This window comes from Streptomyces sp. NPDC007025 (assembly GCF_042869455.1).
Lineage (GTDB): Bacteria > Actinomycetota > Actinomycetes > Streptomycetales > Streptomycetaceae > Streptomyces.
In genome coordinates this window covers 1-21,148 of record NZ_JBIAFT010000008.1, presented here as the reverse complement: position 1 = coordinate 21,148, position 21,148 = coordinate 1, and the positions used below count along the sequence as shown (strand labels likewise).

General features: G+C 74.1%; 20 protein-coding genes. 16 read left to right on the top strand and 4 right to left on the bottom strand.

The window, feature by feature from the left end:
- Positions 1-298: 298 nt before the first annotated feature.
- From ACFYMO_RS16785 to ACFYMO_RS16760, 6 genes are all read left to right on the top strand, one after another.
- A complete protein-coding gene (locus ACFYMO_RS16785) occupies positions 299-850 on the top strand; it encodes an Asp23/Gls24 family envelope stress response protein (protein WP_366774121.1) in 552 nt (183 codons plus the stop codon).
- Positions 851-1,006: 156 nt separating this feature from the next.
- Positions 1,007-1,192: a hypothetical protein gene (locus ACFYMO_RS16780; RefSeq protein ID WP_366774122.1), complete on the top strand. Its 186-nt coding sequence runs from the start codon at positions 1,007-1,009 to the stop codon at positions 1,190-1,192.
- Positions 1,189-2,532, top strand: a complete 1,344-nt coding sequence (locus tag ACFYMO_RS16775; RefSeq protein ID WP_388547058.1) for a DUF6286 domain-containing protein — start codon at positions 1,189-1,191, stop codon at positions 2,530-2,532. Before ACFYMO_RS16780 ends, ACFYMO_RS16775 begins: the two co-directional genes overlap by 4 nt.
- Positions 2,532-3,140 carry a hypothetical protein gene (locus ACFYMO_RS16770; RefSeq protein WP_366774124.1) on the top strand — a complete coding sequence of 203 codons (609 nt, stop codon included), beginning with the start codon at positions 2,532-2,534 and terminating at the stop codon, positions 3,138-3,140. Before ACFYMO_RS16775 ends, ACFYMO_RS16770 begins: the two co-directional genes overlap by 1 nt.
- A 268-nt stretch (positions 3,141-3,408) precedes the next feature.
- Positions 3,409-4,260: a YihY/virulence factor BrkB family protein gene (locus ACFYMO_RS16765; protein ID WP_388547055.1), complete on the top strand. Its 852-nt coding sequence runs from the start codon at positions 3,409-3,411 to the stop codon at positions 4,258-4,260.
- 137 nt (positions 4,261-4,397) lie between these two features.
- Positions 4,398-6,017 carry a PH domain-containing protein gene (locus ACFYMO_RS16760; RefSeq protein ID WP_366774125.1) on the top strand — a complete coding sequence of 540 codons (1,620 nt, stop codon included), beginning with the start codon at positions 4,398-4,400 and terminating at the stop codon, positions 6,015-6,017.
- A gap of 64 nt (positions 6,018-6,081) precedes the next feature.
- On the opposite strand, the gene ACFYMO_RS16755 is transcribed toward ACFYMO_RS16760, so the two are convergent.
- Positions 6,082-7,587, bottom strand: coding sequence for an NAD-binding protein (locus ACFYMO_RS16755; RefSeq protein WP_388547052.1), 1,506 nt, complete (start codon positions 7,585-7,587; stop codon positions 6,082-6,084).
- An 819-nt stretch (positions 7,588-8,406) separates the two neighbouring features.
- On the opposite strand from ACFYMO_RS16755, the gene ACFYMO_RS16750 reads away from it, so the two are divergent.
- From ACFYMO_RS16750 to ACFYMO_RS16725, 6 genes are all read left to right on the top strand, one after another.
- Positions 8,407-9,336, top strand: a complete 930-nt coding sequence (locus ACFYMO_RS16750; protein ID WP_366774127.1) for a serine hydrolase — start codon at positions 8,407-8,409, stop codon at positions 9,334-9,336.
- A 346-nt stretch (positions 9,337-9,682) separates the two neighbouring features.
- A complete protein-coding gene (locus ACFYMO_RS16745) occupies positions 9,683-10,339 on the top strand; it encodes a class I SAM-dependent methyltransferase (protein ID WP_366774128.1) in 657 nt (218 codons plus the stop codon).
- A gap of 291 nt (positions 10,340-10,630) precedes the next feature.
- Positions 10,631-11,518: a response regulator gene (locus ACFYMO_RS16740; protein ID WP_388547048.1), complete on the top strand. Its 888-nt coding sequence runs from the start codon at positions 10,631-10,633 to the stop codon at positions 11,516-11,518.
- Positions 11,515-12,768 carry a histidine kinase gene (locus ACFYMO_RS16735; RefSeq protein ID WP_366774130.1) on the top strand — a complete coding sequence of 418 codons (1,254 nt, stop codon included), beginning with the start codon at positions 11,515-11,517 and terminating at the stop codon, positions 12,766-12,768. The genes ACFYMO_RS16740 and ACFYMO_RS16735 overlap by 4 nt, the downstream gene beginning before the upstream one ends.
- Positions 12,769-12,957: 189 nt before the next feature.
- Complete coding sequence (locus ACFYMO_RS16730; protein WP_366774131.1) at positions 12,958-13,935, top strand: phosphatase PAP2 family protein; 978 nt, start codon at positions 12,958-12,960, stop codon at positions 13,933-13,935.
- Positions 13,936-14,018: 83 nt separating this feature from the next.
- Positions 14,019-15,779 carry a bifunctional phosphatase PAP2/diacylglycerol kinase family protein gene (locus tag ACFYMO_RS16725; RefSeq protein WP_388547044.1) on the top strand — a complete coding sequence of 587 codons (1,761 nt, stop codon included), beginning with the start codon at positions 14,019-14,021 and terminating at the stop codon, positions 15,777-15,779.
- A 96-nt stretch (positions 15,780-15,875) separates the two neighbouring features.
- On the opposite strand, the gene ACFYMO_RS16720 is transcribed toward ACFYMO_RS16725, so the two are convergent.
- Positions 15,876-16,649 carry a CAP domain-containing protein gene (locus ACFYMO_RS16720; protein WP_366774133.1) on the bottom strand — a complete coding sequence of 258 codons (774 nt, stop codon included), beginning with the start codon at positions 16,647-16,649 and terminating at the stop codon, positions 15,876-15,878.
- A 557-nt stretch (positions 16,650-17,206) separates the two neighbouring features.
- Between ACFYMO_RS16720 and ACFYMO_RS16715 the strand changes: the two genes are divergently transcribed.
- The 4 genes from ACFYMO_RS16715 (at position 17,207) to ACFYMO_RS16700 (ending at position 19,137) form a co-directional block, all read left to right on the top strand.
- Complete coding sequence (locus ACFYMO_RS16715) at positions 17,207-17,542, top strand: ArsR/SmtB family transcription factor (protein WP_388547041.1); 336 nt, start codon at positions 17,207-17,209, stop codon at positions 17,540-17,542.
- Positions 17,543-18,289, top strand: a complete 747-nt coding sequence (locus tag ACFYMO_RS16710) for a cation transporter (protein WP_388547038.1) — start codon at positions 17,543-17,545, stop codon at positions 18,287-18,289.
- A gap of 129 nt (positions 18,290-18,418) precedes the next feature.
- Positions 18,419-18,754: a YnfA family protein gene (locus tag ACFYMO_RS16705; RefSeq protein ID WP_366774136.1), complete on the top strand. Its 336-nt coding sequence runs from the start codon at positions 18,419-18,421 to the stop codon at positions 18,752-18,754.
- A gap of 107 nt (positions 18,755-18,861) precedes the next feature.
- On the top strand, positions 18,862-19,137 hold the full coding sequence (locus ACFYMO_RS16700) for a hypothetical protein (RefSeq protein ID WP_388547035.1): 276 nt from the start codon (positions 18,862-18,864) through the stop codon (positions 19,135-19,137).
- 56 nt (positions 19,138-19,193) lie between these two features.
- Here the strand turns inward: ACFYMO_RS16700 and ACFYMO_RS16695 are convergent, their stop codons facing one another.
- Both ACFYMO_RS16695 and ACFYMO_RS16690 read right to left on the bottom strand, forming a co-directional pair.
- Positions 19,194-19,724, bottom strand: coding sequence for a flavoprotein (locus tag ACFYMO_RS16695; protein ID WP_366774137.1), 531 nt, complete (start codon positions 19,722-19,724; stop codon positions 19,194-19,196).
- Positions 19,721-20,908 (bottom strand): helix-turn-helix transcriptional regulator, encoded by a 1,188-nt coding sequence (locus tag ACFYMO_RS16690; RefSeq protein ID WP_366774138.1) that lies wholly within the window; start codon positions 20,906-20,908, stop codon positions 19,721-19,723. The genes ACFYMO_RS16695 and ACFYMO_RS16690 overlap by 4 nt, the downstream gene beginning before the upstream one ends.
- Between the last annotated feature and the right edge of the window lie 240 nt (positions 20,909-21,148).

Here is a 21,148-nt window from a genome sequence, read left to right as displayed (position 1 = left end):
GTTCGGTCTGCTCGTTGGACAACATCACCGGACCCGTGTGACGCATCGGTGCCTGTGACCTGACCCTCACCTGCCCGCGGGACACCGTCCGAAGATTTTTCGGAACGGTGCGTCACAACTGCCGCCCGCCGGTGTCCAACGCAGTGGGACCGTCCATCGGAACGGGACCGCGGAACCGCGCCCGGCCAGGGCGCAGGTGCCGAACCCGGGTCCGCCGGCCGCACCCGGCCGGATGACCGGCCGGCCCGAAGTCCGGTCCGGGTCCGAAGAGAGACCACCAGAAGGAGAGGGAGCAGCGATGACCACGCAGCAGACCGAACAGACCGAACAGACCGAGCAGCAGACCCAGCGGCGGAACACGCCGGTGTCCCAGAAGGCGTCCCGGGCGCAGCAGCCGGACAAGCCCGCGACGGGGACGACCGAGGTCGCCCAGGGCGCCTCCGGCGTGGACCAGCCGGCGCCGACGCGCGGCAAGACCTCCATCGCCGATGTCGTGGTGGTCAAGATCGCCGGGATCGCGGCGCGGGAGATCCCCGGCGTGTACGACATGGGCGGCGGGCTGTCCCGCACCATCGGCGCCGTCCGGGACCGGGTGCCCGGCGGGCGGCCGAACGTGGGCCGCGGCGTGAAGGTCGAGGTCGGCGAGCGGCAGACCGCCATCGACCTGGAACTGGTCGTCGACTACGGCGTGTCCATCACGGACGTGGCGGCCGACGTGCGGGAGAACGTCATCGGCGCCGTCGAGCGGATCACCGGCCTGGAGGTCGTCGAGGTCAACATCGCCGTCATAGACGTTCACCTGCCCGAGGACGACACCGAGGACGGCTCGGCCGACTCCCGCGTCGAGTGATCCGATGCCGTCCGCACGTCCACGCCCCGAAAGGCTGTGGACCGCTGTGGACGGCCGGGCGGCGCGCGGTCGGCGGCGCGGAGAGCGCCGCGCACCACCAGGGGACGGGACAGGTCGGGCTCTGTCGGGGGCTCGCGGGGAAGGCGGGGAAGGAAGATGGACAGAGGGCTCATCGGCATGATCGCGGGCATGGCGCTGGCGTTCGCCGCGTACTTCGGCGGCTTCGGTGCCTTCCTGCTGGTGGCGGCGCTGGGCGCGCTCGGCTACGGCGCGGGGGCCTGGCTGGACGGCGACGGCCGGGCGCAGGAGCTGCGGGCGCTGTTCGAGCGGAACCGCCGATGACCGCTGCCGCCCGACGGGGCACCACCACCGTCGCGGACAAGGTCGTACGCAAGATCGCCGAGCAGGCCGCCGGGGAGACACTGCCCGGTCCGGCGGCGGGCCGCGCCAGCGGCTCGGCCTCCGTCCACGGGCGGCGGGCCTCCGTGGCGCTGCGCCTGCCGCTGCCCTATCCGGCACCGCTGTCGGACACCGCCAGGCGAGTGCAAAGCCATGTGACCGACCGGACCCGCGAGTTGACCGGACTGGGCGTCGCCCCCGCACGGCTGACCGTGACCCGCTTGACGGTGCCGTCGCAATCAGCGGCCCCTGGGGTACGGGACATGGGCGCGGCGACCGGCCCGGGCACGACGAACGGTTCAGCTGGGGTGGTCGGCGCTGTGGCCGGCTCGGGCACGGTTCCCGCCTCCGCGCCCCTCGGTGCCTCCCCGGCCCGTGGTGCCTCCGCGGTCTCCGACGCCGAGCCGACGACGGCCGATCAGCCGACGGCCGAGGTGCCGGCGGACGAGGGGCCGGCGGACGAGGGGCCGGCGGACGAGTCGCCGACCGCGGGGCGGTCGGCCGCGGGCCGGCGAGCGCCGCGCCGCTGGTGGTCGGCCAGGCGTGCCCCCGTCGCGGCCTTGATCCTGCCGGCCGCCGCCGGATGCGCGGCGGTGACCGCCGATGTCGTGCGTGTCCACGTCGCCCACCGTCCGGCCGCCGCCTGGCGGACGCGCACGGTCGAGTGGCTGTCCGCGCACGGTCCGGGTGAGGTGCCGGTCGACGTCGGGAGTGCGGTCGTGGCGGTGCTGGGCCTCTGGATGCTGGTGCTCGCGCTCACCCCCGGCAGCCGCCACCGGTTCACGCTGGCCGCCGCCACACCCGTGCGGAACGCGGCGGTCGACCGGGCGACCGTCGCGGCGCTGCTCCGCGACACCGTCGGGGACGTCGACGGTGTCGCGGCGGTACGGGTGCGGGTCGGGCGCCGCCGCGCCACCGTCCGGGCCGCACTGGCCTTCGGCGACCGCGAGCAGGTCCGTGAGCAGGCCGCGGCCGCCGCCCACACGGTGCTGGCGGACTGCCTGCTGCGCCGCACCCCGCGCCTGCGGGTGCGGCTCATCCCCGAACCCACCTGGCAGGACCCGGATTCCGCGCCTCCGCCGTCGCCGTACCCGCCGGGGGCAGCACCTTCCGGCCCCGCGCCGTCCTCCGACCCGACACCCTCGTCCTCTGATCCGACGCCCTCGTCCTCCGACCCGACACCCTCGCCCTCTGATCCGACGCCCTCGCCCGAACCGGCCGACGGCACCGGCATCATGGATGCCACCGACACCGGACCCACGCCCGCGGGAGGTGAGCGCTGATGGCCGAGCCCCGCACTGCCGTCAACCGGACGGTGCTGGCGGTGACCGGCGGACTGCTGCTGCTCGGCGGCGGGTGGTCGGCCGGCCTGCGCACCGAGCCCGGGGAACGGCTGACCGCCCGGCTGGCGTCCGTGCCCGGGATGGGCTGGGTGCTTCCGCCCGCCGACGGCAACGTGCTGCTGGACCGCCCCGGCCTGGCCGGGTTGCGCGCGCACGACTGGTGGACGCCCGGCGTCATCGCCGTCGGCACCTTGCTGACGGCGCTGCTGACCTGGTGGTTCCTCGGACAGCTCCGGCTGCGTGCCCGCTCCCGGCTGCCGCTGGCCACGCCGGGCGGGGTACTGCGCACACAGGCGCTGGAGGAGGCGCTGACCCGGCGCGCGGCGTCCGTCGGCGGAGTCGCCCGCGCCCGGGTGCGCGTCCACGCCCGCCGTCGGCGGCTGCGTGCGCATGTGCACGTGTGGCTGGAGCCGGACACCACGCCGCGGGCCGTGCTCGACGCGCTGACCGCGGTCGGCACGGAGGCCGAGGCCGCGGTCGCCCCCCACACCGTCACCACCCGGCTGCGCCTCAGCCACCGCACCCACCGGATGCCGCATGTCCGCTGACTCCGCAGCCCCGGAGCCGGCGGACCGGACAGCGCGCACGGTCCGCGACCCTGCGGACCCCGCAAGCACCGTCGACCCCCTCGCCCCCGCAGAACCCGCAGATCCCCTCGCTTCCACCGACACCACAGGCCCCCTCGTCACGGCAGGCCCCGAAGGTCCCGTAGCTCCCGAAAGTCCCGCATACCCCGAAGGTCCCGCAGGCCGCGCGCCCACCGGCGGGCGCCCCGCCCGCCCGTGGTGGCCCGCCCTGCGCCGCATCCCGGTGCGGATGTGGAACGACGACATCAACGACTACGCGGCAGCCCTGACGTACTACGCCATACTCACCGTGCTGCCGGCGCTGCTCATCACCGTCCTGTCCTTCACCCTCGTCAGTCCGGACGCCGCCGAACTGTTCGTCACACACGTCACCCGGTACGCGCCCGGTCAGGCCGGCACCGAGCTGCACAACCTGCTCACCCACATCCTCACGCCGCGCTCCGGAACGTGGACGCTGCTGGCGGTGGGCGCGGGCAGCGCACTGTGGTCGGCCTGCAGCTATCTGGCCGTCTTCCGCCGCGCGCTGCACCGCATGCATCGCATTCCGGACAGCCGCTCCCCGCTGCGCAAGGTCCCCCGGATCGTGGCGACCGCGCTGAGCCTGCTCGTACTGCTCGTCATCAACGCTCTCGTGCTGCTGCTGAGCGGGCCGGTCGCGCGGCTCCTCGGCCGGCTGCTGCATCTGGGCGACACCGCGCCACTGGCCTGGGGCCTGGTGCGCTGGCCGCTGCTGCTGTGCCTGGTGGCCCTGATCGTGCTCGTGGTCTTCCGCACCGGACCCCCGCCCGCACGCCGACGCCGCGACAGCCTGCCCGGCGGTGTGCTCGCCGCCGGGCTGTGGCTGGCGGTCTCGGCGGGCTTCGCCTTCTACACCTCGCTGCTGGGCGCCTACAGCAGGCTGTACGGCTCGCTCGCCGGAATCGTGGTCTTCCTCATCTGGCTGTGGCTGTCCAACCTCGCGCTGCTTGCCGGGGCCCAGTTCACGGCCGAACTCCGGGGCGGCGCCCCGGCCCCCTCCCCCTCTCCGGGCCGGCCCCCGGGTCCGGGCGCGGCCCCCTCCCCTCCTGGGGTCCGCGCCTGACCCGCGCCCGGCTCCGGAACGCCCCGTGCCCGGCCCTCTCGCCCACGCTCTCTTCCAGTCACCGGCAGCGTGGCCCGGCCGGAGGCTGCCGCAGGGGGCAGCAGCGTGCCCGGCCGGGGCAAGGAAGAATCGCAGCTATGACCGAAACGTGGGAAGTGCCGTGCTCCGCGCCGTGGCGGCGCGCCCTGTGGCTCTCCGCCGGGCTCGGCACCGCCGTGGCCGGTCTGGAGGCGGCTCGCGCGATCCACCTGGGGACACCTCCGAACCCCTGGGCGGGGATCGGTCTGCTCGTCGCGCTGACCAGCTGTGCGCTGCTCCACGCGGTCAGCCACCGGGTGACCGCGGACGCGGACGGTCTGCACCTCCGCTCGCTGCTGCGCCGACGGCACATACCGTGGCGCGACATCTCCGAGCTTCAGATCCGGCGGATGCACACGGACAACTGGCGCGTCCCGGAGACCCACCGCATCGTGGTGGTGCTGCGCGGTCGGCGCAAGCGCCTCCTGCCACTGCCCAAGTGCCGCTCGGCGGCGGAGCTGCCCGACTTCGAGGCCAAGCTGGCGGCACTGCGCGCACTGCACCGCCGGCACGCGCCCGCCTCGGCCCCGCGCACCGACCGGGTGCCCGTCATCTCGGCCCGGACCGCCGGACGCACCTGGGCCGGGTCACTGGCCCTGTGCGTGCTGCTGCTGGCGGGCGCGGGCACCGCGCTCGCCTTCGTACCGGCGGCCGCGACGGAGAAGAGTGCCTGGGAGGCGGCCGTCCCCTGTACCGCGGCGACGCCCGCCGCGGAGCGCGCCGAGTGCCTCACCACGCTGCGGGCCGAGATCGAGCGCACCGACGCCAACCGGCCCAAGCAGCGCAGCTGGCTGTACTTCACCGAGGGCCGTCCGCTGGAGCGGCTCGGCGTCTCACGGGAGGCCGCGCTCGACTTCGAGGCCGGTGACCGGGTCGAACTGACCGTCTGGCGGCGCCAGGTGCGCGAGGTCTCGGGGGCGGGACACATATGGCGCGAGCACTTCCCCGGCGCGGGGGACGTGCTGATGGTGGCGGCCGGATGCGTGCTGGCGGCGGGCCTGCCCGGGGCGCGGATCCTGATGCGGCTGCGCGGGCGCCGGCTGCCGGAGGACGAGGTCATCCCCTCGTCGCTGCCGTTCGCGGGCGCGCTGGCCGGCACCGCCGGGTGGCTGCTGCCGCTCTGCTACCTCCACCCGCTGGACTTCCTGGCCTCGCCCGCGGTGACGGCCTGGACGGCGGGCGGCTCGGCAGCCAGTGCGGGCCTGTTCGCCTGGGCCTGGTACGCCAGCCGCATCCGCCGGCCCGACGCGGCAACGGGCACGGGCACCGGCACGGGCACGGGGTCCGGGACGGCTGCCGCACCGGCCGGGGCCTCCGCGCCCCGCGAGTCCGCGGCTCGCGGTGACATCTTCCTGACCGCACGCTTCCTGGAGCACACCGACTACAACCCGAACGGCTTCGGCAGCCACATCGTCCTCGGCGACGGCACGCCGGCGGTGGCTCCGCATGGGGGCCCGGGCCGGTTCGCGGTGAAGCCGCTGCCGGTGGAGCGGCTGACGGTGCGGAGCGTGCGGCGTCCGCGGGGCGGCGACGGCGAAGGGGTCCCCAGGAAGTGGCACATCGCCGAGATCGACGACGCGGGCACTCCGGTCCGCCTCACGGCCGCCCCCGCCGACCTGACCCGCATCGTCGCGGAGCTGCGCCGCCATGCGGGCGCTCCGGCGGAGTCCGGGGGGTGACCACCGGCGGGGGCGGCGGAACGGCACCCGGTGGAGTCCGGGGACTTCGCCGGCGGCGACCGCGTCACCCGCCGGTGTCCGCGGTCGGCGGTCCGCCCCGGTCGCTGACCCCGCCACCGCTGCGGCCGCCGCCCCCGCGGCTGCTCCCGTCATCGCTCCGGGCGCCGTCCTGGTGGTGCGTGCACCGGCCCGTGTACGGCCACGGGCTGAACGATCCGCTCGGTCCCTCCACGAGCAGCCGGGAGTCCTGCGCGAGCACCCCGTACGGCCGCAGTCCGGTCAGGCTCGCGGTGGTGTAGGCGGCGCTCAGGCTGGCGAGGTCGCGCACGATACCGATGCTGAACAGGGAGCGGGTCTCCGCGATGGCCTCGTGGTCGCCGGCCCGGACCACGACCCGCAGCTCGGGGTCGACCGCCCGCGCGGCCACGGCCACGGCGATGTTGTCCAGGTCGTCGGAGGCGACCGCCGCCATCGCCTGGGCCGTGTGGAGGCGCAGCTTGCGCAGCACGAACCGGTCCCGCGCGTCGGCGACGACGACGGGGATCCCGAGGGCCTTCGCCAGCCGGAGGTTCGGGGCGGCCGGGTCGCGTTCGACCGCGATCACGCCGAAGCCGAGCGCCTGCACCCCGGTGCACAGCCGGAGACCGACCTGCCCCAGCCCGACGACCACGACGTGGCCGGCGCGCGGCAGTGCCCGGGAGCCGACCATGCCGATCGCGCGCGGGGCCAGCAGCCGGTCGACCATCCCGGCGGTGAAGACGGCGGTGAGGACGATGGTGACCAGCATGGCGACGCCGGCGAACACCAGGTAGGCGGTCGAACCGTGCGCGGCCGCGGGGCCGACCGTGGCCAGGGTGCGGGCGGCTTCGAGGAAGGCTTCCACAGGCGGCCGGTGGTGGAGGGTCACGGCCCAGGTCCAGTCCGCCAGCAGCACCCCGAAGAGTCCGGCCAGTCCGGCCAGCATGATCCGCGAACTGCCGTCGTGCGGGCGCAACTGGCCGCGGATCTTGCCCAGTCGGGCCCGGTACCGCAGGGAGCGCGGCGGCCGGTACGCCTCCAGCCGGACAGCGCCCCGCTCCCAGCGCGCGCCGACCGGGCCGTCCGGGGTCTGCCGGAGCGCCAGCAGGTCGGGCTGGACGCAGGCGGCGAGCAGGACCGGCGCGGCGACGTCGGCGGACGAGGTGACCCGGCAGTTGGGGACCATGCGCGCCAGTTGCTCGGCGACGGTCCGGTCGAAGACCGTCACCACGAGCGGGACGCGGGGGCGGACGTGCTCCACCGCGAGCGCGTAGCGCAGGGACTCGACGTCGTCGTCGAACAGCACCGCGACGCCCGCCACCTCGCCGTCCAGCGCCGGGCGCAGCTCTTCGTCCGAGGGCTGCCGCAGGTGGCGTACGAGGTGCCCGGCGGACCGCAGGGAACCGCAGACCCTGCGTGCGGCATCGCTGCCGATCACGACGTAGTACGCCTGCGGCAGATCCCTCGCCGGGCCTTCCGTTGCGTCTGGCGCCTCCGGTGCTGCCCATGCGGCGGTGTCGTGGGGCTGTTCAGAGCGGGAAGGCGCAGTCATCGGAACGGTACGGGTCGCAGTCGAGGCAACGAGGGGACCGGCAGCCGGCGCACGGGGTGAACAGGCCGCCGCAGTGGCATCGGGGCTCAAGGGGATCACCAACGGCTCCGGGTTCGGAGTCCGGTCGGCGGCGGACCGGGACGGCGCCCGGCCGGGGGCGTCCGCTTGCCACACACATGGCTCTGCTCCAGGGGATCGGGGGGCCGCTCGGCGACGCAGCATGTCGGCGGAAGCGGCGGATGGTCCGGGCGTCCCGGCACGGGGGCGGCAGCGCCCTCGGTGTCGGGGCGGCCGTGCGGCTTCACCGCACCTCGGTCGAGGGCGGGCGGGGGCCGGACCGGCGGGGTGGGCCGGTTCCTTCCGGTACGCGCGAGAAGCGCGGCAGGGGTGCGTCGACGACGAGAAACGACGGACGAGGAGCGCGGAACGCCGGGATCGGCCGACGGGGGGCTCGCGTTCCGACGGTAGGGCGGGCCCCGCCACCGCACCATGGACAGATGTCACACCCCTGACGCTCCCGGTACGACAGATGCTCAAGAGGCGCGGCGCCTGCGGACCGGCTGGCGGCACGGACCACCCGGTACGGACCACAGCGCCCGCCCTGCCGGACGTGGCCGATCCGGCCCTCCGGCCGTGCGGCGTTCAACGGCTCCTGCCCACAGGCCGTGAACTTTCCTGCCGGTCCCGCCATCGAACGAGGGTGCCCGACTCGATCGCCGGGGCGCACCGCAGCAGCGCGCAGCACGCGGCACGCGGCACGCGGCACGCGGCACACAGCACCGCAGCTCCCCACCGACCCGCAGATGCCGGAGCGCTTCCATGACCGCCAGAATCACGAACGCACGCAAGACCGTTGCCGCCGTCGCCGTGGGCGGTTCGCTGCTCGCTCTCTCCCCACTGGTCGCCCGGGCCGTCACGTCCGACGATCCGGCACCGAGCGTCACCGCCGAGGGGGCCGCGCTGGTGGACGGCGGGAGCGGTGCCGCGCTGTTCGACAAGGCCGCGGACACCGCACGTCCGATGGCCAGCACCGCGAAGATCATGGTCGCCTCCGTGGTCCTGGACACCGGCGGCGTCGACCTCGATCGCAGGGTGACGGTCCGGAAGCAGTACCGCGACTACGTGGCGAAGCACCACGCCAGCACGGCGGATCTCCAGACCGGCGACAAGGTCACCGTCCGCCAGCTCCTCTACGCCTCCCTGCTGCCCTCCGGGGCCGACGCCGCCTACGCCCTCGCCGACACCTACGGGACCGGCGACACCCGCGCGGAGCGGGTCGACTCGTTCCTGCGGAAGATGAACGCGAAGGCACGGCAACTCCGCCTCCGCAAGACGGCGTTCGACACCTTCGACGGCACGCGCGGCGACACCAGCACACCCACCGAACTGGCGAAGCTGACCCGGCACGCCATGCGGCACAGCACGTTCCGCAAGGTGGTCGGGACCAAGCGGTACAAGGGCGACGCACCCGCCGCCAACGGCCGCACCCGCACCTACACCTGGACCAACACCAACCAGCTCCTCGGCGCGTACGACGGTGCCGTCGGCATCAAGACCGGCACCACCGAGCGGGCCGGCAAGTGCCTGGTCTTCGCGGCCACCCGCGACGGCAGGACCCTGGTGGGCACCGTGCTGGACAGCGACGACCGCTACACCGACGCGGCGAAGCTGCTGGACCACGGGTTCGGGTCCGACAGCGCGAAGGACCTGAAGATCCGCGAACTCCCGTCCGGCTCCCAGCACGACTGACGGCGGCACGGCCGGGCCCCGACGGAGCGGGACGGACGGTGCCGACGGGGCCCGGCGTCACTCTTTCGGTGCCCGGCTCCGCCCCGGCCCCTTGCCCGGGTGCCGCAGCCGGTGCTCCACTACGTAACCATGGCCATGTAGCCCGACGGCTGTCGCAACCCCGGAGCACCGTCCACCGCCGCGGCCGCCCCCGGGGCGGAGCCGGCCACCCGGCCCCCCAGCGGGGAGTCGGCCCGCCGCGGGCGGGCGGCCCCACCGCGGGCGGCCCGCCACGGAGCGGCCGGTACTCCGCGGACAGCAGTCGGGTGCGGCGGCGGCAGCGCACCCGAGCCACACAGGAGCCCCCGTGCATCCGGACACCACAGCGCCCAGCAGGCAGGACCTCCAGCATCCGCGCTTCGCGCGCCAGTACCTCAGGATCGCCGTCGCGGCGGACCGCCGGGGCGGCGCCGCACACCGGCGGCTCCTGCTGGAGGGACTCGGCGGCCGGGTGCTGGAGGTCGGTGCGGGTCAGGGGCGCAACTTCGCGCACTGTCCGGAAGCCGTCACCGAACTCGTCGCCCTCGAACCCGAGGACTCCCTGCGGGCCGCCGCCCGGCGCTCGGCGGATGCGGCGCCGGTGCCCGTGACGGTCGTCGCGGGGCAGGCCGGCGGGCTGCCGCTCGGCACCGGGACGGTCGACGCCGTCGTCTTCTCCCTGGTGCTGTGCAGCGTCGCCGATCCCGGTGCCGCGCTGGCGGAGGCGGCCCGCGTGCTGCGTCCCGGCGGGCAGCTGCGCTTCTACGAGCACGTGCGGTCGCGGAACCGGCTCGGCGCGCTGCTCCAGCAGGCCGTCGCGCCGCTGTGGCGCCGGGTCGGGGGCGGCTGCCACCCAGCCCGGGACACCGAGGCGCTCGTCCGGTCCGCCGGATTCACCGTGCGGCGGCTCGACCGGTTCGGCTTCTCCCCCACCCCGGTCACCCCGCCCCTTCCCCACGTCATCGGTACCGCGACCAGGCCATGAGCACCGGCACCCGGCACCGGGCCGGAGCACGGACACCGGGCAGCAGCAGGCTCCGGCCCGGAGCACAGGCACCGGGCCGGGGCAGCGGCACCGGGCCGGGACAGCGAGCCGGGCAGCCGGGCGGTCCCCCGACGGGCGCGGCGCACCGCCACCCCGCCGGTCGGCGGGGTGACCGACGCGCGATCTCCTCTCCAGGTCGCACGGGCTGAGGGTGCCCCTGCCGTAGCCTCTCCGGAGGGCGGGGAGGAGCGGACCGGGAGGGAGCAGGCACAGGACGCAAGGAGCGCGACGGTGATCCGGGTCGTGGTCGTGGACGACGAGGAACTGGTGCGTTCCGGGCTGCGACTGGTCCTGGGGACGGCGCCGGACATCGAGGTGGTCGCCGTCTGCGGCGGTGGCGCAGCGGTCGCCACGGTGCTGGCGCACCGCCCGGACGTCCTGCTGCTGGACATCCGGATGCCGGACGTGGACGGGCTGACCGTGCTGCGCCGGCTCCACGCCGATCCGGACGCGGAGGCGCCGCGGACCGCGATGCTGACGACGTTCGACGCGGAGGAGTATCTGGACGCCGCGCTGCACGCGGGTGCCGCGGGCTTCCTCCTCAAGGACACCGCACCCGAGCAGTTGGTGCACGCCGTCCGGGTGCTGGCGGGCGGCGGCCGGGTGCTCGCCCCGGGCGTGACGTCGACCGTGATCGGCGGCTATCTGAGCGGGCGGCACGGCGCGGACGCCGAACACCGTGCGGCCCGCCTCACCTGCCGCGAGCGGCAGGTGCTGGCGCTGGTCGGCGAGGGGCTGTCCAACAGCGGCATCGCACAGCGGCTGAACCTGGCACACGGCACGGTCAAGGACCACGTCAGCGCACTGCTGGCCAAGCTGGGCGGCCTCAACCGCGTCCAGGCCGCGGTACTGGCCGACCGGGCCGGACTCGTGGGATGCCTGTCAGCCGAACGGCGCGAACAATCGGAACAGCGCGAGGCAGCGGTACAGCGCCGGGAACCAGAACGACACGGGACCCCGGAGACCCGAGAAGCCGGCGACATCTCCGATCCCCTGGATTCCATCGAGACCGGCGACACCTCCGCCCCCCTCGAAACCGTCGAGACCGGCGACACCTGCGACCCCCTCGAACCCGGCGAAACCCGCAACCCCACCGGCCCCTCCGGCGCCGTGCCGTGAGTCCCGCCACCAGGCTCGCCCCCGGGTTCGCCCCGGCCCACCGGCAGGCGGCCGGGGCTGCCGCAGCGCACCGCCACGTGCTGGGGCTCCTCCTTCCGGTGGCGCTCGGCCTGCTCGACGCGTTCCTGGTCAACGGCGTGCGCCCCGGCTCGGAGCTGGGCGTGTCGGTGACGGCAGCGCTCGCGCTGCTCCTGCGGCGCCGGCTGCCGGTGACCGTCCTGGCGGTGACGCTGCCGGGGATGTACATCGGCTACATCTGGTTCGCCCCGATGATCGCCCTCTACACGGTCGCCTCCCGGCGCTCCAGCAACGCACTCGCGGTGGCGGGAGCCGTGGCGCTGGCGCTGGCGCACTACATCCCCCACCCGCTCGGCGGCTTCGTCCCCACGGCGGACCGCCAGGGCCTGCTCGACATGCTGGACTCGTGCGTCCAGGGCGCGGCACCGGCGGTGTTCGGGCGCTGGACACGTACGCGGCGGCAACTGGACGAGCGCGTCCAGGAGCTCACCGAGAGCCGGCACCGGGAGGCGGAGTTGCTGGCCGAACGGGTGGTGGCCACCGAGCGGGAGCAACTGGCCCGGGAGATGCACGACGTGGTCGCCCACCAGGTGAGCCTGATCAGTGTGCAGGCCGGGGCCCTCCAGATGACGTGCTGTCAGGACAGTTCCCGGGACCTGGCGCGGACCGTACGCGAACTCGCCGTCCGGACGTTGACGGAGCTGCGGCACATGGTCGGCACCCTGCGTGCGGGCCGCAGCGCCGGAAGCGGGTCGGCCGCGCCGCCACGGCTGGCCGACCTGCCCGCGCTGACGGAGGAGAGCGGACTGGAGGTGACGCTGGACCTGCCCGGCAGCCACGGCGACGGCGGCGGCCGAAGCGGCAGCGCAGGACAGGACGCCGACGACCAGGACGGCGGCTCCGTACCACGCGCTGTCTTCCCTGACGCGGTGGAGCGCGCCGCCTACCGCACGGTCCAGGAGGCGCTGACCAACGTGCGCAAGCACGCGCCCGGTGCCCACGTGCGGGTCACGGTGCGGGTGTGCGACTCCGGGACGGCGGATGCGCGGCTGACCGTGGCGGTACGCAACAGTCCGCCGACCGCCCCGACCCGCACCCAGACCTACCCGGAGGGCGGCCACGGGCTGCTGGGCCTGCGCGAACGCGCCCTGTTGCTCGGCGGTGCCTGCCACGCGGGACCGACCGCGGACGGCGGCTTCCTGCTGACGGCGGCGTTCGCCCTCGACGTCTGAGCCGGCCGGCCAGGACAGCCGGTCCGACTGGGTCGACTTGCCCGACTGAGTCGTCCGGGGCCCGCCGGAGGCCGGCGGCACCTGGCCCGTACCGCCACCCGGCCGGCGGCTCCCCGCTCGCACCTCTGAGCAGCGGCGGTTCTACTGAGGGTGACGAGATCGCGCGCCAGCCGCAGGAGGAGCCCACCGATGAGCGGGCAGTTTTCCCTGGAGTCGACGGGAACCCCGGAGCCGTCCCGGCACATGGCTCCGGCCGGAACCCCGGAGCCGACCGGAGCCCCGGACCCGTCCCGAGCCCCGGAGCCGACCGGAATCCTGGCCCCGGCCGGAGCCCTGCACCCGGCCCCGGAATCGCCCGGAGTCCTGGAGCCGCCCGGCTCCGACTCCCCCGGCGGTACGCACGCGCCCGAACCCCTCGCCCCCGGCCGCATCCTCAAACGGCTGGCGCCCGTCCAGGCGCCGGTTCCCGCGGGAAGCGCGACGCTGCGCGGCAGGAGCCGCGAGCGTTCCCGGCGGCAGGCGGTGCGCTTCCTGCCATGGAGCGCGGCGCTGCTGGCCAGCCTGCTGCTGTTCGCCGCCACCTCGTTCCTGGTGCTGCACGCCGACGCGGGCTTCCTCGACCGGCCGGTGCTGAACGCGCTGGTGCAGCACCGGTACGCCGCGGCCCTGCACGGACCGATGACGTACCTGACCCACGCCGCGGAGGGGCCGCTGGTCATCGCAGCGGTGCTGCTGGCGCTCTGGCTGTCGTGGCGGGACGCGTCCTGGCGGCCGCTGGTCCTGGTCGGTGGTTCGGCCGCGCTGGCCGTCGTGGCGGCGACCGCCGCCAAACAGGCCGCGTACCGCGCCCGGCCGCCCGCGGAGCTGTGGGAGATCCAGGAGAGCGGCTTCGGCTTCCCCTCCCGGCACACGGTGCTCGCCACCGCCGTGCTGCTCACCCTGGCCTGGGTGCTCGCCGAGCGGCTCGCCCGCCGCGTGGCCCGGGTCGCCCTGTGGACCGGCGCTGCCGTGCTGAGTCTGCTGGCCGGGATCTGCCGGGTCGGTCTCGGGGTGCACTGGCCCACCGACGTACTGGCCGGGCTGGCCCTGGGTGCGGCGGTCCCGCTGCTGGTCGTCGGGGCGTACGCACTGTGTGAGACCGGCCGCTTCCCTCCTCCCTCACGCTGAGATCCGGTGTGTCCCGTGCGGCACTGGGCAGAAGAAGTTTCGCCCGTGACGTATGACGGACATGACGGAAGCGAGGGGCGCAGATGGAGACGCACCGCCACCGGGGCCCGCGTTCGGGCCCGGGCCGGAGCCTGGCCGGCGGCCTGGGCCGGAGCCTGGCCGACAGCCTGGGCCGGGGCCAGGGCTGGGCAGTCGGCACAGGCATGGCTGCCGGCCGGGGCGCGGGTGCGACGGGTGCCGACGGGAGCACCGAAGGAGTACGTGCCTCCCTCAGCAGGACCTTCAGCGCCTGGGACCGCTCCCTCTTCCGCAGCGTCGCCCAGCGCCACTGGCCGCGCGGCGAACACGTACTGCCGCGGCTGAGCCGCACCGCCGACCACAGCAAGCTGTGGCTGGGCACCGCGGCGGCCATCGCGCTCTCCGGGGTGGGCGGGCCCGGCGCCCGGCGGGGTGCGCTGCGCGGACTGGCGTCGGTCGCGGTGACCTCCGCGGTGGTCAACACCGTCGGCAAGGGCGTCTTCGGCCGCTCCCGTCCGCTGCTGGACGAGGTACCGGTGATACGGCGGCTCAAGCGGCTGCCGACCAGCACCTCCTTCCCCTCCGGCCACGCGGCCTCGGCGGCCGCGTTCGCCACCGCGGTGACGCTGGAGTCGCGCGGCTGGGGCGCGGTGGTGCTGCCGGTCGCCGCGTCGGTCGCGTTCTCCCGCGTCTACACCGGCGTCCATTACCCCAGCGACGTGCTGGCCGGCGCGGCCATCGGCACCGCGGCCGCCTTCGGGGTACGCGCCGTACTTGACGCGCGGCGCCAGGTACCGCCCGCGCAGCCCCTGGTGGAGGCGCCGGCGCTGCCCGCGGGCCGCGGTCTGTCGGTCGTGGTCAACCCCGGTTCGGGGTCGGCGGCGTCCGCACGCGAGATCGGCGAGGCCCTGCCGGAGGCCCGGGTGGTGCACTGGGACCCGGACGCCGGAGAACTGCCGGACCTGCTCGGCGAGGAGGCACGGCGCGCGGCCGAGGAGGGCGGCGCGCTGGGCGTGTTCGGCGGCGACGGCACGGTCAGCGCCGCGGCCCGCGCCGCGCTGGCGCACCAGGTGCCGCTCGCGGTACTGCCCGGCGGGACCCTCAACCACCTCGCCCTCGACCTGGGCATCGGCAGCTGCGCCGATCTGGCCGACGCGGTCGGCTCCGGGCACGCCATCGCCGTCGACCTGGCCCGGTTCGCGCCGCCGCACCGGTTCGCGCAGACCGCGGTGCGGCACGACGCCGGAGGGCGGGGCGCGGAGAGCGCCGAGAAGCCCGAACCCGACTACGAACCCGGCTACTTCGTGAACACCTTCAGCCTGGGCGCCTACGGCGACCTGGTCGAGGTGCGGGACCGCTGGAGGCACCGCGTCGGACCGTGGGCGGCCGGGCTGGCCGCGGCGGTGCATGTGCTGCGCCACTCGCGCCCGTTCGAGGTGCGGGTGAACGGGCGTCCGCAGTCGCTGTGGCTGCTGTTCATCGGCAACTGCTCGTACCACACCGTCGGCGGCGGCCCCGGCGGAGCGCGGCGCTTCAACCTCGCCGACGGCATGCTGGACATCCACCTCGTCCGGGCCGGCCGCTGGGCCCGCACCCGCCTGGTGGCCTCTTCGCTCGCCGGGGTCCTGCACCGCTCGCCGGTCCACGCCGCCGCGCGCGGGCGCCGACTGCACCTGGCCGGGATACCGGACGGCACGCTGTGCTCGTACGACGGCGAGACGGCACCCGCGGCCCCGAGCCTGCTCATCGACAAGCCCGCCACCACGCTGACCGTCTACCGCCCCCTGCCGGCGTGGCTGAGCGGTTCGTCCCTGCCGGACGGCTGACCTCGCCCGGAACGCGCAGGGTGCGCCGATCGGCGACCGGCGCACCTCGGGCCGGGCCGGACCTGACTGGCCCGGCGTCCGCCCCGCTGCGAGGGGTCAGCGGCCGGTGCCGAAGTCCTGGGTCCAGTAGTGACCGGGCTGGGCGTGACCGACGCCGATCTCCTCGAAGTCGCAGTTCAGGATGTTGGCCCGGTGGCCGGAGCTGTTCATCCAGCCCTCCATGACGCTCTCGGGCGAGGAGTAGCCGTAGGCCACGTTCTCCCCGTAGGTGCTCCAGGAGTATCCGGCGCGCTCGATGCGGTCGCCGGGGGACGAGCCGTCGGACCCGGTGTGGGACATGTTCTTGTGCGCCGCCATGTCCTCGCTGTGGGCCTGGGCGGCCTTGGTCAGCTTGGCGTTCGCCGTCAACGGCTTGCAGCCGGCCTTGGCGCGCTCCTTGTTCACCAGCGCGAGGACCTGGTCCTCCAGACCGGAGGAACCGGAGGGCGCGGGCGGCGTGGTCGACGCGGGAGCGGTGGAGGCGGGAGCCGTGGGCTTGGTGGGTGCCTTCTTCGTGGGCTTGGCCGATGCGCCGCGGGTGGGGGCGGCCGTGGTGTGGTGGGACGGCTCGGAGCGGTCGCCGCGGTGCTCGGAACGGTCGCTGCGATGGGTGAAGGTGCCGCCGCGGTGCTCCGCGTCGTCGCCGTCCCGGTCCGCGGCGGCGTGACCGCGATGCCGCGCGGTCGACTCGCCGGCGGCCTGGGAGCCCTTGTCGTCCTGCCGGTCCAGGCAGGCCATGGCGACCGAGGGCACGCCCAGGGCGGCGACGGCGACGGCTCCGATGACTATCTTCCGGCGGTGCTTCCGTTTGCTGTTGCGGTGCTTGCTCATGCCTGACCTCATTCGTGATCGCGCGGCACGCCCTCTCCCCCTTGGTCCGGCGAAGCGCACGCCAGGGCGTGCACGAGCCACCGGGGGCGTCTTGCAGGGCGACATTCTTAGACCCGCCGAAGTCGGGGAGCAACACGCGTTCGGCCCCCGCGAGGTGCCCGGCGGCGGCACCCGGCTTGCGGTGCGCGGCAATGCGTGCTGGTGCGGCTTCACACGTCCTCGACAGAGCTGTCACGCCGTCAGAACACCTGGTTGCGGGCACCAGGACACCCCGGCCCGCGAAACCATCCGGACCGGAGCACACATGTCCAGCAGAGCACTGGAAACACTCCTATGTCGGCCAGGAGGTATCGCCCCGCACATACCTTTTGACCCGCGCGACGCTGTGATGGACGTCACGCCATGAAGAGGTGTGAGGCGCCTCCGCAACCCGCGAACGACGTCCCGCCTCCGCCGAGTTCACCAGGGCCCGGCGCGGCACCGGAACAGCAGGCCTCCACGGCGAGCGTCTTGATTCAAGATTCCATGAATTCAGCTTCTTGTGTACTATTCGGAAAGTGCTGACACTCGCTGCCGACATCGACGTGCTGGCGCGGTTCGGCCGCGCCCTGGCCGACCCCATCCGCTGCCGCATCCTGCTCGCCCTGCGCGAGGCCCCGGCCTACCCCTCCGAACTCGCCGACGCCCTCGGGATCTCCCGTACCCGACTGTCGAACCACCTGGCCTGCCTGCGCGACTGCGGACTGGTCGCCACCGTCGCGGACGGCCGCCGTACCCGCTACGAACTGGCCGACGCACGGCTCGGACACGCCCTGGACGACCTGCGCACCACCGTGGTCGCCGTCCACACGGACCGCACCTGCCCGGACGCCGTCGAGAAGGGCTGCTGCTGAATGGCCGCGACGTCCCTCGGCCCCGGCCCGGCCCGCCGCGAAGTCCTCACCCGCCGCATACGCCTCCTGGTCGCCGCGACCCTCACCTACAACGCCGTCGAGGCCGCCGCGGCGCTCACCGCCGGGAGCATGGCCTCCTCCACGGCGCTGATCGGCTTCGGGCTCGACTCCGTCATCGAGGTGTCCTCCGCGGCGGCCGTCGCCTGGCAGTTCTCCGCCCGCGACCACGCGGACCGGGAGGCCCGCGAGCGGCGCGCCCTGCGCATCATCGCCTTCTCCTTCTTCGCCCTGGCGCTCTATGTCACCGTCGACTCGCTACACACCCTGACCGGCAGCGGCGAAGCCGGCCACTCGATCCCGGGCATCCTCCTCGCCGCCCTGTCCCTGACGGTCATGCCGTTCCTGTCCGCGGCACAACGCAGAACCGGGCGCGAACTCGGCTCGGCCAGCGCGGTCGCCGACTCCAAACAGACCCTGCTGTGCACCTACCTGTCCGCCGTCGTCCTGCTGGGCCTGCTCGCCAACTGGCTGCTCAGCTGGACCTGGGCCGACCCGGTCGCCGCCCTCACCGTCGCCGCCCTCGCCGTCAAAGAGGGCCGCGACGCCTGGCAGGGCAAAGGCTGCTGCGCACCCGCCGCCCCGGCCGCGGCACCCGACACCGCCGGACGGCACCCGGCACTCGACGCCACCGGGAAGCGCCCGGCACTCGACACCTGTGGCTGCGGGCCGGGGTGCGCCTGCTGCTGAGCCGTACTCCTGTCCTTCCCGGTCCCCACCCGGCCCGGCCACGAGACTGCGGGCCGAACCCGCCCCACCGCCTCCCGTGTCCGGCACGGAACTCGGAAACGTCCCCGCCCGACCAGTAAGGTCCCTCCCGTGCTCGTCGCCCGCTCCCTCGCCCTGTTCGCCGTCGCCGCCCTCTTCGAGATCGGAGGGGCCTGGCTGGTGTGGCAGGGCCTGCGCGAGCACAGGGGCTGGCTCTGGATCGGCGCGGGCGTCGTCGCCCTCGGCCTGTACGGCGTCGTCGCCACCTTCCAGAGCGACGACCACTTCGGCCGCGTCCTCGCCGCATACGGCGGCATCTTCGTCGCCGGATCCCTCGCCTGGGGCATGGCCGCCGACGGCTACCGCCCCGACCGCTACGACATCATCGGCGCCCTGATCTGCCTCGCCGGCATGGCCGTCATCATGTACGCCCCCCGCGGCCGCTGACGCCTCGACAGGGCGCGAACGTCGTCCGCCGGCACCGCGTCACCTTCAACGAGTCCGGGCCAGTCAGCTCCTGGACTTCGTGGTTCCTGGGCGAGCTGGCCGAGCGGGTGCCGAGCCTCGTGCAGGCCGAGCGCATCATCGGCGGCACGCCGAAGGCGATCGAGGAGCAGGCCGGCTGGGCGTGGGAGGACGGCCAGGACCTCGTCGGTGCCCGTGTGGCGACGGACGAGGAGGCCGAGTTTCTCGGCATCCGCTCGCGGCCGGCCGCCCTGTTCGTCGGCTACAGCTCGCTGTTCGACGCCGAGGGCCGCATCGAGTACGACGAGTACCGCTCCGACGGGAACCGGCTCACCCGCTACACCTGCGCCCGCCCCCACGACTGACGCGGGGTGGCCCTCGCCTGGCATTGGTCAGGCGAGGGACGGGCCCCGCGGCTGGGTCAAAGCCCACCATTGAGCGCGCCGAGTAGCCGCGCCCATGGGAACTCCTCCCCATTACCCTGCTTCGGCTGATGCGGCTCGCCGGGAGCAAAGACCACCCGAACGCCTTGCTCCCGCAGCGTCGCCACAGCGCGGCCCACAGCAGGCTGGCCGCCCAGCGCTGTCGACCAGAAGGGCGCCGCCATGACCGGCACTCCCATATGCACGGCCTCTGCGGGGATCCCCAGGGCCAGAGTGTCAGTGATGCCGTCCGCCCACTTGCAGGCGCTCGTCGTGGTCAACGGCGCCACAAGCATCGCGTCCGCCTTCGGTAGCCCGCCTGATTCGCCGGGGAGCGTGTAGCGGTGCCGTACCGGGTGCCCAGTGAGCGCCTCCAACTCCGCCATGCGAGGCTCCCACCACCTCGCGGCCGTCGGCGAGAGAATGAGGCAGGTGTCCCATCCGGCGCCCTGCGCAGCGCGAACGCCGTCGTCGATGTGCTGGGCAGGGCCTGCCGCACAGGAAATCAGGTACAGAACGGGCCGTGTCATTCCGGGAGTCCACAACGTTGTGCCAGGCCGCGCAACTCAGGGCCTGGCGACGGAACCAGTTCCAGAAGCTGACCAGCCAACTGGACAACGGACGGACGCGCAACCTCCTGCGGAGCCAGCCGCTCTGCCTCCAGCAGGTCCCGGAGAGCGTCTTCCCGCCGTCGAGTCAAGGCTGAAGCGCGTGCAGTCGTGACCAGGTGACGAGCCTGCCGCTCCCGTCCCAGACTGGATACCGCAGCGCGGTCAATCCCCTGAGCTGCTTCAGCTGCCGACCATGCGTCGTCCAGCCGCAGCAGCACATCCACGTGGTGCAGGGCCACGTTGGTCGGGCCGAAGCTGGTGAAGTCGGCCGCCGCTTCGCCCTGTTGCTGGGCTACCTCGTTGGCCTCATCAAGCCGGTCCGTCGCGGCGGAGACGGCCTGGGGCGTGCGGCCACCGCCTGTAGCACCCACTGCGGCGACGAGGTACAGCATCCCCAGTGTGGACAGCCCGGCCGGCCCCGCTCGTTCGAGATCGGGGCGCAGCGTATCGGCGGTTGTGGTCGCGTAGTCAGACGCGGCAGCGTGCCGATGCTGATGGATCAGGCCGCGAGCGACGCGGCGTGCAGCAGCACCGATTGCCACGGGGTCGCCAGAGGATTTCGCAGCGATCAGAGCCCGCTCCGCAGCGAGCACGGCGGGAGTCCGGGCGAGAGCCCCGTACTTGAACAGCAGGCTCGCGGTCAGTTGGTAGGCGCGGGATAGCAGTACCGCAGCTTCTTCGCTCGTGGTCGCAGTTCGGTGGGCGTCGGCGAGCACGGCGGGCAGGTCCCGGGCGGCGGCCGTGTAGTGGCACGACTCCCACGCCTGGCAGCAGAACGTGACGCGTCGCTTGAGGTCTTCTATGGACACGACGTTCCCCGCGCGGGTGGGAGTGTGCAAGGAATCCACGAGCGCGGCCACGTCAGCGGGGAGGTCCTGAACAGGGGGTTCAGGTGCGGGGTCGGTCACAAGTCGTTCCAGGGGGATGCGTAGGGCCTCGGCCGCCCGTTCCAGAACGGACAGGCGGGGGTCGGTTTGCCGGTGCCCACCTTCGAGATCCTGGACCCAGCGGCGGGACTGTCCCATCAGACGTCCGAAGTCTGCTTGCGTGAGTCCGCGTCGATCGCGCCAGTAGGCGATGCGTCGGCCGATGCCAGTCTCCATGGAGAACTCCCCGCCAAGGCACGCACTTTGCGTGCTCGCTTCCGTTGTACCCCGCCCTACGTTGCGCGTACATACGGAACGTAGCGAAGGAGTCACGGTGAGATCCACTGAGGCAGCAGTGCCGAGTCGGCCGAGGCCAAAGCGCGGCGACTACGTGGTGGACGAGGCCACCCGGCAGAGAATGCCGCCCGAGCCGGCGTGGGTGGGCCGGGTGCAGACCGTCCTGGACGCCGGGCACGT